Consider the following 14,011-nt stretch of genomic DNA (forward strand, 5'->3'; position numbering starts at 1 on the left):
TCAAGAATCGTGATCTACACCACAAAAGCTGATTTTGTCTCATTATGCGGACTAAATGGTCCATTGTTACTTGCAAGTTAGCATTGTTACGCTGCACACTTCCATTGTGAACAAGAACTCAACAGCACCTGCAGCCGCAGACTATTGGCCCAGCACATCCGCTGCTGCCGACATGCGCTGTTGTCGAATGTACGCCTGATCTTCCCACCCCTCGAAGTTCTCCAGGCATTCGCCCCCAGCCCAGCGTCGGGCGTCCCTCCCCAGTTTTCCATTGCGGGGAACCCAGCATTCGAGCCGCGATGACGGCCATTCACATTGAGGTAACCAAACATGACAGTTGCATCCGGATACGTCCACATTTCGGTCCGTAACGCCGCCAAGGCTGGACAGCCTTCCGGCCTCCGCCCCGGCTTCGCGCCGCGCCCGTCGCTTGCGCCCTCCGCTCCCGGAAGCAGCTTCCCCGCCTCTGGATACGCACCCCAGGGCTACAACCCCAACTCTTACGGCCAGCTCCGTGCCGTCACTCCGGCTGAATCCGCGCCCGTGACTGCTCCCACGCCCGTCGTGGCCGGGCCCAGCACTGTCCGCCCGGTGGCCAACGACAACGTGGCGCGCGGCTTTGTCCTCTACATGGGCATCGATGAGGAAACTGCGGCTGCCGCAGGGACCTCCATCGCCAAGCTCGCCCAGGAGATCCGCGCCTACGCCCAGTCCCTGGTGACGGGCGCCGAGAGCTACGCCGCTGTGGCAGTGGCTCCCGCCGGCACGCCCGGCTCAGCGCTCGACGTCGTCCGGTCCACCTTCGGGGACCCCACCGTCAACACCCGGCAGCGCACTGAGACCCCCCGGCCGCAGCAGCCGCAGGAACCGCGCCCCTCCGGCGTCCTGATCGACCTTGCACGCCGCGAAGTGCACCTCGACGGCGAATCCCTGAACCTGACCTTCAAAGAGTTCGAACTGCTGAACTACCTCGTGGAAAACGGCACCCGCACTGTGGGCCGCGACGAACTGCTCGAAGGCCTGTGGCGCAACGCCGAAGAAGTGCCCAACGAGCGCACCATCGACGTCCACATCCGCCGCCTCCGCTCCAAGCTTGGCCGCCTCGCCAACACCGTGCGCACCGTCCGCGGCCAGGGCTACCGCTTCTACGAGCACCCCGAAGTCGTTGTCTGGGCCGCTCCGGAATACTCGATCTAGCACTTAGCGAAGGCGCCTATCCCATTCGGGGCGGGCGCTTTCGCTTTCGCGGGCCATCCTTCGGCGCCTGCGCTCGTACCTCCCCACCGCCGCCCTCGCCTCGCAAGCTCGGCCAGGGAACCCTGGCGGCGTGGGCCCAGCGACAACGGCGCTTTCGGGATGTGCCGCCTTTGGCGTTTACCCAGCCTCTCCGAGCATTTGCCTCCGCGGCTGGTTGAAGGCCGGGGCTGCGTCACTCGGAGCTTGCTTTTGGAGTCTTGGACTTGGCAGAGGCCTGATACGCCCGGTTCTTGCTCTCCTTCGCTCGCGAATGCATGCTGGGCGTGACGCTCTTGGCCGCGCCTGCGTTCCTTTCGCGGGTTATAGGCTTGGGCCATGAGTGAGCACCATCTTCGACGCCTTGTGATCATGCGCCATTCAAAGGCGGATTGGCCGGGTGGGGTGGCTGACCATGATCGTCCGCTGGAAGAACGCGGCCACCGTGAGGCACCGTTGGCCGGGCGGTGGCTCCTCAAACACAAGATCGTGCCCGACTTCATCCTGTGCTCCAGCGCCCTTCGCACCCGGCAGACCTGCACCTGGGTGTGCTCGGAACTGGGGGATAAAGCGCCCACGCCCAAGCTGGAAGACGGCCTTTACGCAGCCTCCGCGCTCCGCATGCTCGCCGTGGTCAACCACGTCCCGGACACGGTCACAACACTCATGCTGATTGCGCACCTGCCCGGCGTGCAGGATCTTGCCATGCACCTGGCCTCACGCGACTCCGACCACGACGCCTACATGGACGCCGCCACGAGATACCCCACCAGCGCCCTCACCGTCCTCGAAACCGAGAAATCGTGGGCGGAACTGGACGGACAGGACGCTCGGATCACCAAATTCAAGGTCCCGCGGGCGCACTAAGGCCGGTTACTTCTTCGGCGCCGGACCCTACTTCTTCGGGGCCGGACCCTACTTCTTCGGGGCCGGACGCCGCGGAGGCTGCTGTGCATTCTGCCCTGCCGCGCTCTGCCGCAAGGAACTCTGGCCTGCCGCGCTCTGCCGCGGGGGAGTCTGCCGGGCGGCACTTTGTGTTTGGGGCACCTGCCGGGCGGACGACGTCGGCTGCCGCACCTGCGCGCGTCCGGCCGAGGAGGTGCGCTGCTGCGAAGTTCCCGCCCCGCCCTGGCGCCGCACGGGCGCCTCTCCACGCGCACCGTTTCCGCTCCGGGAGGAGGCCCGCGCAAGAGCAGCCCGCCCAGGAGCAGCACGTCCAGGAGCAACCCGCGCGATCGGGCGCTGGCGGCCCGGCCAGGCGGCGCCGAGGAAGAGCGAGGTGAGCGCAGCCAGCAGCGAGAGTGCGGCCAGGAAGAAGTAGTTATCGGGGTCGTCGGTGGGCAGCGGCGTGCCGAAGAGCGACGACTGGTCGGTGAACGCCAGCTCCCAGGTACTCAGGAACGCCAGCGATCCCGCAAGGGCGAGGCTTGTGGAAATGCCGGCGATCGCCAGCATCACATACCGCCGCCGCCGCAGGACCTCCACGATGCAGGCAACATAGGCCAGCGCCAGCACACCCAGGAACGCCACGAATACAGGCTCTGCGAGCGTCATGCCCGTGAGGATCAGGAGCCCCGCAGCCACCATGCCGGTGATGACGGCAAACTTTCCGCTGTTCCCCATATGACGCATGTGCACAATCATCCCCGAGGAGGGGCATCCTTCAGGACGTAGCCGCGCATGATCGCCATGATTGCTGCAACACTTTGGTCACGGGTCCGCTCGGGGTTGTACGTCTGCCGGTCCAGCCCCACCACAAAGCAGGCGCCAAAGATCGCTGTCTCCAGGCTGCCGCGCGCGACGGACTGGTCCACCGGGTAAGCCCTGGCAACCTTTTCAACAGCATCCCCGATGACTTCCAGGAGCTCTGCGCGCAGGAGGGTGAACGTTCCCTGCCATTCGCTGGGCGTCCGCCAGTTCTCGCTCATCCACAGCCGGGCGAAGGAAGGGTATTCCGCCATGAAGTCCATGGCCTGCCCAATCATGCCTTCCATGGCCAGCAAGGGATCGGCGGCAGGGGCTGCAGTGCCGGCCTCATCCGGTGCATCCAGCAGCCGCCCTTTGAGGATATCGACGCCGTGCCGCAGCAGCTGCGCAATCAGGTCCGATTTGCTGCCGAAGTTGTAGTAGACAGTCCCCTTGGATACGCCTGCAGCTGCCGCAATCTCATCAACGGTCACACCGGCCGCGCCCCGCTCACCAATCAGCTCCATGGAAGCGTCGAACAGCTTCTGCCGGGTGGCTGTGGTCCGGGCAGGGCGCAGTTTTTTAGCCTGCTCCGGATCCGCGGGGTCCGGCTGGGTGGAAGTCATACTGCGATCTCCGGCTGCAGCGTCTTCAGCGTCCAGAACTTCCCCTTGCGGACCGCGAGTGTGGACATCGCCAGCCCCAGGGCCGTGTAACCCAGGAGACCGACCACTGTGGGGACGATCATGGACAGGTCCGCGCCATAGATCAGATGCCGCATCCCGGTGACCACGTAGCCCATCGGCAGGATCTCGTGGACTACATGCAAGGGCTGCGGCGTGGTCTGCCAGGGGAACGTGCCGCCGGAGGAAACCAGTTGCAAGACCAGCAGGATCAGCACCACCAGCTTGCCGGGGGAGCCCAGCAGCGCCACGATTCCCTGGATGATGGCGCTGAAGGCCATGGCCGCGGCCAGCATAAAGAGCCACATCAGGACCGGATGGGCGGCATCCAGGCCCAACGCGAGGTTAACCACCAGGGTGAGGAGGGTCGCCTGTGCCACGGAGACCGCGAAGAAGGGTAACCAGCCTCCGGCGGCGATCTTCCAGGACCGGGCATTGGAGGACAGAGCCCGCTGCGTAAGGGGCCGCATGGCCTGGACCAGCATAAAGACGCCGATCCACAGCGCGAGGGTGAGGAAGAACGGTGCCAGTCCGGCGCCGTAGGAGCCGGCTTTTGCCTGCGAAACGTTGCTGACCGCCACCGGATCGGCCATCACCCGTGACAGGTTGCTCTTCTGGGCGTCGTCCGGGTTCGGAACCTGCCCCGCGCCCTTGCCGATCTCGTCCGCCAGCGTCCGTGAACCTTCGGCAGCCGTGCCCGCACCCTGTTCGAGCTGGGCCGTGCCGTCGTCCACCTGGTGTGCCCCCTGGGCCAGGGCGGCGGCGCCGTCCACGGCTGCCTGCTCGCCGGTGGCCAGCGTTGCCGCACCCGTATGAAGCTGGTCAGCGCCCCCGGAAGCCTGCACAATGGCTTCCTTCAGTGCAGGGGTGCTGGCGGCAACCTGGGCCGCGCCCACGCTGACGGCCTCGGAGCCGTCCGCCAGTTGCTGGATCTGGGCAGAGTCGGTCTGGATCTTCGTTTTGGCGGCTGCTAAGGGGCTTGAGGCAGCCACTGCGTCGAAGTCAGCCAGGATGCTGTCCGCCTGGGCCTGGGTGAGGACGCCGCTGGCGATGAGCCTGGCGTTTGACTCCACCACGCGCGTGCGGAGGCCCTGGTCGGCTGCCTCCAGTTGGGCAGCCACGTCCTGGACTTTGGTGTTCAGCTGGGCGTTGCCGGCAGCCACCTGCGCGGCGCCTGCTGCCAGGGTCTGCGAATCGCTGGGCAGGGTGGCAGTCTTGTCCTTCAGGACGGACAGCCCGCTGCTCAGCTGGCCCGCGCCGCCGGTCAGCTGGTTGGCGCCATCCCGCAGCTTCAGTTGCCCGGCGTAGAGCTCGTCGGCGCCGCCGGCCACGCTGGTGGTTCCGACATGCAGGGTGGCTGTCCCGTCCCGAAGCGCGGCCACTCCCTCGGCAACCTTGCCGGCGCCGTCGGCTGCCTTGACCATCTGCGTGTGGACGGTGCCAAAGCCGGTGAGCAGCTGGTTGGCGGTCTCTTCGCCCACGTCTGCGGCGACGGTGCTGTGTACGGCGGTGGTCAGCTTGTCCACAATGGTGCTCAGGAGGTAGTTGTTCGCGTCGTTGGTGGTCACGTTGAGCATCGCCTGGCTGGCGGAGTCAAAGCTGCCGGGGGAGACAAGGTGGGCGGAAAAGTCCTCCGGGATCTTCAATGCGAAGGCGTACTTGCCGCTGCTGACCCCCTCGTCGGCCTCCTGCCCGCTGGCCACCGGGATCCAGTGAAAGACGTTGCCCTCCACCAGGCTGTCGGCAACCTTCGAGCCGGCCTGGAGTCCGGTGCCGTCGCTGGCGGTGGCCCCGGCGTCATCAACCACCAGGGCTGCGTCGATCTGGTCCAGGTTGCCGTAGGGATCCCAGTTGGCGTAGAGGTACACCGCGCCGTACAGCAGGGGGACCATGGCGAGTGCGATGATGGTCAGCTTCGGCAGCAGCCCGCCGGTCATCCGCTTGAGTTCTGAGCGGGCCAGCCGCAGTACAGTCACTTGGCATCCTCGGTCTCGACTTCAAATTCCTGGGCATCCACGGGGCTCTCCGGCACGGCGCGGGCTTCGGTGGGGGCTTCCGCATTGCCAATGTTGGCGAAGGAGCCTGACCACGACGGCGGCAGGGAACCCACGGTGGCCACGACGGCGAGCGGCCTCCCGGCGTCGGACGCAAGCTGCTCCAGAAGGGGCAGCCAATTGGCGGCGTCGGCGCTGTGCCGGTCGGGGGAGTCCACCACCAGCAGGTCCGTGTGCGGGTTGGCCAGCGCCAGGGCCGCCAGGAGCTCCAGCCTGCGCAAGGGGTCCAGCTGCTCGATCCACTGGTCCGCGATGTCCTCGAAGCTGTTCACCTTGAGCCACGGGTTGCTGAGCAGGGCTCCACGGTAACGGCGGGGAATCAGGGCCAGGTCCTCCGTTACCAGATCCCGGACGCTGAGGTGCCGCTCGGGCTCATTGACGCCGGGAGCATCCACGAGGGCACTGGCCATCCGTACCCTCCTGATCCCGCGGTTGCCGTCCCAGCTGACGGATCCACTGGTGGCCTTCATCCGGCCGCTGAGAACCAGTGCCAGCGCTGTGCGGTGCTCCTGGCGTTCCCCGGCTACCAGCATCAGTTCGCCCCGGCTGACCTGGAGCGAAGTGCCCGGTAGCAGGGGGTCGCGGCGGCCGCGGACATGGAGCTGCTGAGCTAAGAGCAAGAAGGTCCTTTCGCGGAAGATTGCTCCACCCAGTGTATCTAAACTGACCAGTCAGTTCAAATAACGCTACAATCCATACTTCTCGAGGAGGCGGAGCCAGACTTCGCTGATGGTGGGATACGAAGGAACGGCATGCCACAGCCGGTCCAGTGGCACTTCGCCCACCACTGCAATGGTCGCTGCATGCAGCAGTTCTGCCACATCCGGCCCGGCGAAGGTGGCTCCCAGCAGGACTCTGCGGTCCTCATCGATAACCAGCTGCGCCCAGCCCTCGTAATTCTCGGAATGAAGTGAGGACCCCGATACCTGGATAGGCAGTTCCACGGAGGAGGCGTTGTAGCCGTCCTTTTGCGCAGTCTCCAGCGTGCGGCCCACCGCGGCGAGTTCGGGATCTGTGAAAACAACACCCGGCACGGCGTGCTCGTTGGCGGTCTGGGCGAAGCGGCTCCAATCCTGCGCGACGCCGGCCAGTTCCCCCTTGGCGCGGGCGGCGATAGCGTCTCCGGTGGCCCGTGCCTCGTACTTTCCCTGGTGCGTGTACAGGTTCTTGCCGGCTGCATCGCCCACGGCATAGAGCCAGGGTTCCTCTCCCCAGGCCCCTTCGACCAGGCCAGAATTATCCGCCGTGAGTGTCAGGTGCCCTGCCTCGTCCGGCTCGAAGCCCACGCTCTCCAGCCCGAGCCCTTCCAGCGCGGGATGGCGGCCTGTGGCGACCAGGACTTTGTCCGCTGCCACGCTCGTACCGTCACCAAGCTGCAGGCTGAAGGTGCCGTCGTCGTTCTCGCTGATGCTGTCCGTGACCGTGTGGAGCCGGAGCTCCACGCCGTCCGCGCGCAGGCCTGCCGCGACGAGCCCGGCAGCCTCCGCCGGGAAGCTTCGCAGCAGCCCGCTGCGCGCCACGAGCGTCACGGTGGAACCCAGCCGGGCGAAGGCCTGAGCCAGTTCCGTCCCGGCGACGCCGCCGCCGAGTACCACCAGGCGGTCCGGAACCTCCTTTGCGGAAGTGGCCTCGCGGGTACTCCATACCTGGACGTCCTGAAGTCCCTCAATGGGGGGAGTGTTGGGGGCGGAACCGGTGGCCAGCACCACCGCGTGCCGGGCCTGGAGCTGGTAGGAGTTGCCGTCCAGCCCGGTTACCTCCACTGACTTGGGCGCCGTGAGCCAGGCATGGCCGCGGATGAGTTCGATGCCCGTATCCTCCAGCCACTTCACCTGGCCGTCGTCCTGCCAGTTGGACGTCATGTAGTCCCGGAACTTCAGGACCGCTGCAGCATCGAGGGTACGGGTCACTGCTTCCTTGGCCCCTGGCAACGTCTGCGCCCCATGGAGGGCCGTGCCGGGGCGGAGGAGGGCCTTTGACGGCATGCAGGCCCAGTAGGAGCACTCGCCGCCCACCAGTTCCGCTTCCACCACCACCGCTGTAAGCCCGCCCTGGACCACCCTGTCTGCTACGTTTTCCCCTACGGCGCCTGCGCCGATCACCACAACATCAAATTCACGCAAAACTGCCTCGGGCATCATGGGGAAAGCCTACGCCGGGCGGGCGGCGGGAAACGTGCGGTGAGGCAGGGCGGCGGGCAGGCCACGGCAGGGCAATCTGGCGGCGGGCAAGTCGGGGCTGAACCTAAACCAGGCCGGAGCGCACCCCGATCCCGTGGTGCAACGCAAAAGGTCCGCACCGGCGAACCGGTGCGGACCTTGTTTGTGCGCCCAAAGGGATTCGAACCCCTGACCTTCTGTTCCGTAGACAGACGCTCTATCCAGCTGAGCTATGGGCGCATCTTGTGTTCCGGGGGAAGAACCGCTCTCCCTGAACCTCGAATTACTTTACGCGAGGGTTGGCGGTGATGCCAAATCGGGAGGCATGTAATCTCTGCAACTAGACCGGTATAGGTGACCTTCGTCACTTATTGACGGATAATTGGAGTGAAATTCCTTGATTTGGCGCGGAACTGCGTTTCGGCGGTCCTAAAACGTCAGCATACGTTCAAAAAACTCCAGTGGTCCGGACCATAGCATTTAGCTCACACCGATGAACCCGAGGAAGGGAACCGAAATGGGCGATCTGGCGCAGAAGCCGCTGCTTGACAACGCACCCACCACACATGCCGGCCTGCTGGCATGGGTCGAAGAGGTTGCTGAGCTTACGCAGCCGGACCGTATCTACTGGGTCGACGGCTCCGAAGAGGAGAACACCCGCCTCACGGACGAACTGGTGGCTGCGGGAACGCTGACCCGGCTCAACCAGGACCTTTTCCCCAACTCCTTTGCCGCCTTCTCTGATCCCGCGGACGTAGCCCGGGTGGAGGAGCAGACCTTCATCTGCTCCGAAAACAAGCACGACGCCGGTTTCACGAACAACTGGATGGCGCCGGCCGAGATGAAGGAGAAGCTCCGCGGCCTGTTCGCCGGCTCCATGCGCGGCCGCACCATGTACGTCATTCCCTTCGTCATGGGCCACCTTGACGCCGAGGACCCGAAGTTCGGCGTCGAGATCACGGACAGCGCCTACGTCGTCGCCTCGATGCGCATCATGGCCCGCATTGGCACCGATGTCCTGAACCGCATCACTGAAACAAATGCCTTCTTCGTTCCCGCCCTGCACTCCCTGGGCGCCCCGCTGGAAGCCGGCCAGGCCGATGTCTCCTGGCCCTGCAACCCGGACAAGTGGATTGTCCACTTCCCCGAAGAGCGGTCCATCTGGTCCTTCGGCTCGGGCTACGGCGGCAACGCCCTCCTGGGCAAGAAGTGCTACGCCCTCCGTATCGCGTCCGTCATGGCACGCGATGAGGGCTGGCTGGCCGAGCACATGCTCATCCTCAAGCTCACCTCGCCGGAACAGAAGACGTACTACGTCTCCGCCGCGTTCCCGTCCGCCTGCGGCAAGACCAACCTTGCCTTGCTTGATCCCACCATCAAGGGCTGGAAGGTCGAAACCCTTGGCGACGACATCACCTGGATGCGGTTCGGCAAGGAAGGCGAGCTGCGCGCCGTCAACCCGGAAGCAGGCCTCTTCGGCGTCGCTCCCGGCACGGGCTGGGGAACCAACCCCAACGCCATGCGTGCCATCGCCAAGGGCAACAGCATCTTCACCAACGTGGCATTGACCGATGACGGCGGTGTCTGGTGGGAGGGCATGACGGAGGAAACCCCGGCACACCTGACCGACTGGCAGGGCAACTCCTGGACGCCGGATTCGGACAAGCCGGCTGCCCACCCGAACTCCCGCTTCTGCACGCCTATCGACCAGATCGACATGCTGGCCGAGGAGTACCACAGCCCCAACGGTGTTGAACTGTCCGCCATCCTGTTCGGCGGCCGGCGCAAGACCACCATCCCGCTGGTCACCGAGGCCCGCAGCTGGTCCAACGGCATCTTCATGGGCGCCACCCTTTCCTCGGAAACCACTGCTGCCGCAGCGGGTGCCGTGGGTGTGGTCCGCCGCGATCCCATGGCCATGCTGCCCTTCATCGGGTACGACGCCGGCGACTACCTGAACCACTGGGTCAACCTGTCCGCGAAGGCCAACCCGGAGCGGCTGCCCAAGATCTTCCTGGTCAACTGGTTCCGCCGGAACTCCGAGGGCGGCTTCGCGTGGCCTGGATTCGGCGACAACGCCCGCGTCCTGAAGTGGGCCATCGAGCGCCTCGAGGGCAAGGCTGATGCCGTGGAGACCCCTATCGGCTTCGTCCCCACCGGCGACTCCATCGACCTCGAAGGCCTGGACATGACCCCGGCCCAGGTGGAGGAAGCCGTCAAGGTGGACCCCACCGAATGGGCTGCGGAACTCGCCTCCATCGAGGACTGGTTCGCCAACTTCGGCGGCTCACTGCCAGACGCGCTCCAGTCGGAGCTCGCCACCCTGAAGTCCCGGCTGGGCTAACCCTCATAGGTACAACGGCGTATTAAGAACAGCGGCGGCCCCGCACCTTTCAATCGAAAGGTGCGGGGCCGTGGTCGTTGTGTCTCCTACTAAATCATCAGGAAGCCAGCCAGATGTCCGGGCCGAATACCTCGTAGTGGATCCGCGTAGCCGGGATGCCGGCGTTGATGGCCTCATTGCGGATGTTCTTCATAAACGGCAACGGGCCGCACAGGTACAGGGACGCATTGGCCGGAAGGTCCACCTCGCGCAGCGACATGAATCCTTCCCGCGCGCCCGCCTCCGGCTGTTCCAGCCAGAGCTGCAGCTCGGCACCGTCCAGGCTTTCGACGTCGTCCGTCATCTGGCTGCGCAGCGCCCAGTTGTCCAGGGTGCTTTCCGCGTGGAGCACCAGCACCTGCCGGTCAGAACCGGCCTCCGCCAGTGCGCGAAGGATCGAGGCCGTGGGAGTGCATCCGATGCCTGCGGAGGCAAGCACCACCGGGCCGTCGCCGTCCTTGAGGGCGATTTCACCGTACGGGTTGGAAATCTCCAGGATGTCGCCCACCTGCACGTCGTTGTGAAGTACAGGCGACACTTCACCGCCGTCGTCCAGTTTGGTGGTGAAGCTGCGGCTGGTCCCGGCCTCCCCGGACAGGGAGTACTGGCGCACCTGGCGCAGGCCCTCGGGCAGGACCACCTTGACGCTGATGTACTGGCCCGGGAGGGCCGGCGTCACCGGGGTCCCGTCCGCCGGCTCAAGGGTGAAGGTCATGGATCCGGCCCCGGCGGCGGTCTTTGCGGCCACGCGCCACGGCATCCACATCTTGTCGTTCGCCTGGCCTGCGTAGAGGGCCTTTTCGAGCTTGATCAAGGCGTCGGCCATGAGCCAGTACACCTCAGTCCACGCTTCGGCGATCTCGGCCGTGATGACCTCCGCCAGGTCTTCGGCGATGGCCGCGAACAGGTGCTCGTACACCACCTGGTACTGCGGCTCCGCGATACCCAGCGAGGCGTGGCGGTGGGCGATGCGCGACAGGACCGTCTCGGGGAGGGTGCCCGGGTTGTTGACGAGGTGCGTGGCGAAGGCCGCGATGCTGCCTGCCAGCGCCTGCTGCTGGTTGCCTGAGCGCTGGTTGGAACGGCTGAAGACACCGTCCAGGAGTTCGGGGTGCGCGGCGAAGAGCCGCTGGTAGAACTTGGGCGTGATGGCGCCGATGCGGGAACCGACGAGCGGCAGCGTGGCCTCGATGACAGGGCGGGATTTGTCCGAGAGCATAGGAACTCCTGAGGTAGCGGCCGGGGCCTTCGTCCGGCCTTATTGAATACCTGCATTAGAAATGCGTGTATTCATATCCAATGTTCTACACGTTGTAGAAGTTGCAATCAAATCACGCGGCGGCGCGGCGACATTCGGGTTCTGTGCAGGGAATTCTGCGGACAGGAGCCTGTGGGACCAGAGGCTACAGCCCGGGCCGGAGGCCGATCATTTCGAAGACGGGTTCCATTTGCCGGGAGACCGGAAGGTCCGCGATCATCACGCTGTCGAGCTCGCGGTAGAAGGCCTCGCGCGCCCGTGACAGGGCGGAGCGGAGCTTGCATTCATTGATGAGCGGGCAGTTGCCGCCCGGGGCCATGCACTCTGCCGCGTCCGTCCTGGTGTCGAGCTGCCGGAGGATTTGTCCCACGGTGGCAACCCGGCCGGCATGGCTTAGCCGGGAGCCGCCGGTCCGACCGCGCTCCACCTCAATCAGCCCGAGGTTCCTCAGCTTTGCCATCGCCTTGCTGACGTGGTTGTAAGGGGTTCCCACGGTATCGGCGATGTTTTGTGTGGTGAGCAGCGTGCCGCCGGGAGCGGCGGCCAGCACCATTAGCGCCCTCAGACTCACGTCGGCAAAAGCGTTGATTTTCATGGGCAGTCCGGTCTAGTCCACCCAGATGGTTGGCTCGCTGGCATCAGCCGCAAGCTCGCCGAACTCCCACGCCCGGGTCACCGCGTCCGCTGAGTAGGGCAGCACCGCCGCGAAGACTTGGCCTTCGCGGTGCTCCGTTGCCACATGGATGGCATCCGACTCTTCCTCCACAAGGAGGATGTCACAGACCACGGCCGCAGCCCGGAAGTCATTCCGGTTCTGCCGCAGCAGGGCGGTGAGGTCGCTGATCATGCCATCGGCGTCGAAATCGCCGTCCGAGCCTTCTTCCGCATCCGCGGGCGTCACGGCAACCAGGCGGACTTCGCCGTCGTTTTGCACCGTCAGGGCAAAGGGCAGGAAGCCGCCGTTGCGTTGGAGCTGCTCCTGGGCGGCACTGATACCCGTCCCCAGCAGGTTCTCAAGATCGGTGGCAGTGCTTTCCGGGACGGAATCCCGCCAGGACCCCGTCCCGCCGGCAGCTGATCCGGAGTCCAGCCTGTTGTCCTCAGCCATGCGGGGGCTAGGCCCGCACGAGGGACAGGACGCTGTCGCGGACCCGCTCCATGCTCGTACGGTTCGTGGCTTCAACGTTGAGGCGGAGGAATGGTTCGGTGTTTGACGGGCGCAGGTTGAACCAGTAGCTGCCGTCGTTGGCTGTGAAGGTGCTGCCGTCCATCTTGTCAATGGTCAGGTCTTCGCCGGCAAAAGCGACGCGCACGCGCTCCACGGCTGCTGCCTTGTCCTCCACCTCGGAATTGATTTCGCCGGACGATACGTACGGTTCGTACTCGCGGCCCAGCTCTGACAACGGCCCGTCCTGCTCGCCCAAGGCTGCCAGGACGTGCATCGCCGCCAGCATGCCCGTGTCCGCGTTCCAGAAGTCGCGGAAGTAGAAGTGGGCTGAGTGCTCGCCGCCGAACACCGCTCCTTCGTCCGCCATGACTGCCTTGATGAAGGAGTGGCCAACGCGCGTGCGTACGGCCCGGCCGCCGTCGTTCTCCACCAGCTCGGGCACGGCACGCGAAGTGAGGAGGTTGTGGATGATCGTTGGCCTTGCTTCGCCCATCGCCTTGGCGCGGGCAATTTCGCGGCGGGCAACCATGCCGGTGATTGCCGACGGCGAGACGGGCTCGCCCTTCTCGTCAATCACGAAGCAGCGGTCGGCGTCGCCGTCGAAGGCAAGGCCGATGTCCGCACCATGCTGGAGTACCGCGGCCTGCAGGTCGCGAAGGTTTTCCGGCTCCAGCGGGTTGGCCGGGTGGTTGGGGAACGAGCCGTCCAGCTCGAAATACAGCGGAACGATGTCCAGGGGCAGCTTGGGCAGCAGGGCGTCACCAAGGACTGCCGGGGTGGTCAGGCCGGCCATGCCGTTGCCGGCATCCACCACCACCTTCAACGGGCGTGAGCCGGACAGGTCCACGAGTTTGCGGAGGTACTCGGCGTAATCCTGGAGCACGTCGCGGACGCTGATCTGCCCGCGCTGGCCCACCTCCGGGATGGAGCCCGTGTTGAGATACTGCTCGGCAAGGGCCTGAATATCTTTAAGGCCGGTTTCGGAAGAGATGGGGACGGCGCCGGCTTTGGACATCTTGATGCCGTTGTAACCGGCAGGGTTGTGACTGGCGGTGAAGGTGGCACCGGCGCGGTTCAGGAAACCGCAGGCGAAGTAGAGCTCGTCGGTGGAGATCAGGTCCAGGAGTTCGACGTCGGCACCGCGGGCTGCCGCACCGCTGGCGAACGCTTTGCTGAACTCGGGGGAGGAGGGGCGCATGTCCCCGCCCACCAGGATCGTCTGGCCCTGGAGCTGCAGGACATCCACGAACGCTGCACCCACGGCTTCGACGATCTCGGCTGTTATCGACTCGCCCACGATGCCGCGGACGTCGTACGCCTTGAAGGAAGCCGACAGGTCAAAAGTCGTTGTCTTTTCGCTAGTCACGGGCTTTATCTTACGTGGACC

12 protein-coding genes and 1 tRNA gene are annotated in these 14,011 nt (G+C 65.3%); 3 read left to right on the forward strand and 10 right to left on the reverse strand.

The features are described from left to right. The first annotated feature begins 330 nt into the window (after nt 1-330). Together QFZ36_RS16665 and QFZ36_RS16670 are read left to right on the forward strand one after the other, a co-directional pair. A complete protein-coding gene (locus QFZ36_RS16665; RefSeq protein WP_306638070.1) occupies nt 331-1,197 on the forward strand; it encodes a winged helix-turn-helix domain-containing protein in 867 nt (288 codons plus the stop codon). A 375-nt stretch (nt 1,198-1,572) separates the two neighbouring features. Beyond that, complete coding sequence (locus QFZ36_RS16670) at nt 1,573-2,100, forward strand: SixA phosphatase family protein (RefSeq protein WP_306638071.1); 528 nt, start codon at nt 1,573-1,575, stop codon at nt 2,098-2,100. 48 nt (nt 2,101-2,148) lie between these two features. On the opposite strand, the gene QFZ36_RS16675 is transcribed toward QFZ36_RS16670, so the two are convergent. From QFZ36_RS16675 to QFZ36_RS16700, 6 genes are all read right to left on the reverse strand, one after another. Beyond that, entirely contained in the window at nt 2,149-2,856 is a 708-nt protein-coding gene (locus tag QFZ36_RS16675) for a hypothetical protein (RefSeq protein WP_306638072.1), read from the reverse strand. Nucleotides 2,857-2,873: 17 nt separating this feature from the next. Continuing rightward, on the reverse strand, nt 2,874-3,545 hold the full coding sequence (locus QFZ36_RS16680) for a TetR/AcrR family transcriptional regulator (protein ID WP_306638074.1): 672 nt from the start codon (nt 3,543-3,545) through the stop codon (nt 2,874-2,876). Further along, nucleotides 3,542-5,578: a YhgE/Pip family protein gene (locus QFZ36_RS16685; RefSeq protein ID WP_306638076.1), complete on the reverse strand. Its 2,037-nt coding sequence runs from the start codon at nt 5,576-5,578 to the stop codon at nt 3,542-3,544. The genes QFZ36_RS16680 and QFZ36_RS16685 overlap by 4 nt, the downstream gene beginning before the upstream one ends. After that, nucleotides 5,575-6,276, reverse strand: a complete 702-nt coding sequence (locus tag QFZ36_RS16690; RefSeq protein ID WP_306638078.1) for an ABC transporter ATP-binding protein — start codon at nt 6,274-6,276, stop codon at nt 5,575-5,577. The genes QFZ36_RS16685 and QFZ36_RS16690 overlap by 4 nt, the downstream gene beginning before the upstream one ends. 66 nt (nt 6,277-6,342) lie before the next feature. After that, nucleotides 6,343-7,797, reverse strand: a complete 1,455-nt coding sequence (locus tag QFZ36_RS16695) for a dihydrolipoyl dehydrogenase family protein (RefSeq protein ID WP_306638080.1) — start codon at nt 7,795-7,797, stop codon at nt 6,343-6,345. 184 nt (nt 7,798-7,981) lie between these two features. After that, nucleotides 7,982-8,055, reverse strand: a tRNA-Arg gene (locus QFZ36_RS16700). 277 nt (nt 8,056-8,332) lie between these two features. Between QFZ36_RS16700 and QFZ36_RS16705 the strand changes: the two genes are divergently transcribed. Further along, entirely contained in the window at nt 8,333-10,159 is a 1,827-nt protein-coding gene (locus QFZ36_RS16705; protein ID WP_306639254.1) for a phosphoenolpyruvate carboxykinase (GTP), read from the forward strand. Between the two features lie 97 nt (nt 10,160-10,256). Here the strand turns inward: QFZ36_RS16705 and QFZ36_RS16710 are convergent, their stop codons facing one another. The 4 genes from QFZ36_RS16710 to QFZ36_RS16725 all read right to left on the reverse strand — a co-directional run bounded on the left by QFZ36_RS16710 (nt 10,257) and on the right by QFZ36_RS16725 (nt 13,990). Next, nucleotides 10,257-11,417 carry a globin domain-containing protein gene (locus QFZ36_RS16710; protein WP_306638081.1) on the reverse strand — a complete coding sequence of 387 codons (1,161 nt, stop codon included), beginning with the start codon at nt 11,415-11,417 and terminating at the stop codon, nt 10,257-10,259. A gap of 184 nt (nt 11,418-11,601) precedes the next feature. Continuing rightward, nucleotides 11,602-12,051, reverse strand: a complete 450-nt coding sequence (locus QFZ36_RS16715) for an RrF2 family transcriptional regulator (protein WP_306638082.1) — start codon at nt 12,049-12,051, stop codon at nt 11,602-11,604. 12 nt (nt 12,052-12,063) lie between these two features. Continuing rightward, nucleotides 12,064-12,564: a hypothetical protein gene (locus QFZ36_RS16720; RefSeq protein WP_306638084.1), complete on the reverse strand. Its 501-nt coding sequence runs from the start codon at nt 12,562-12,564 to the stop codon at nt 12,064-12,066. A gap of 7 nt (nt 12,565-12,571) precedes the next feature. Further along, entirely contained in the window at nt 12,572-13,990 is a 1,419-nt protein-coding gene (locus QFZ36_RS16725; protein ID WP_306638086.1) for a phosphomannomutase/phosphoglucomutase, read from the reverse strand. Between the last annotated feature and the right edge of the window lie 21 nt (nt 13,991-14,011).

Origin of the sequence: Pseudarthrobacter siccitolerans (assembly GCF_030823375.1) — a bacterium.
Lineage (GTDB): Bacteria > Actinomycetota > Actinomycetes > Actinomycetales > Micrococcaceae > Arthrobacter > Arthrobacter siccitolerans_A.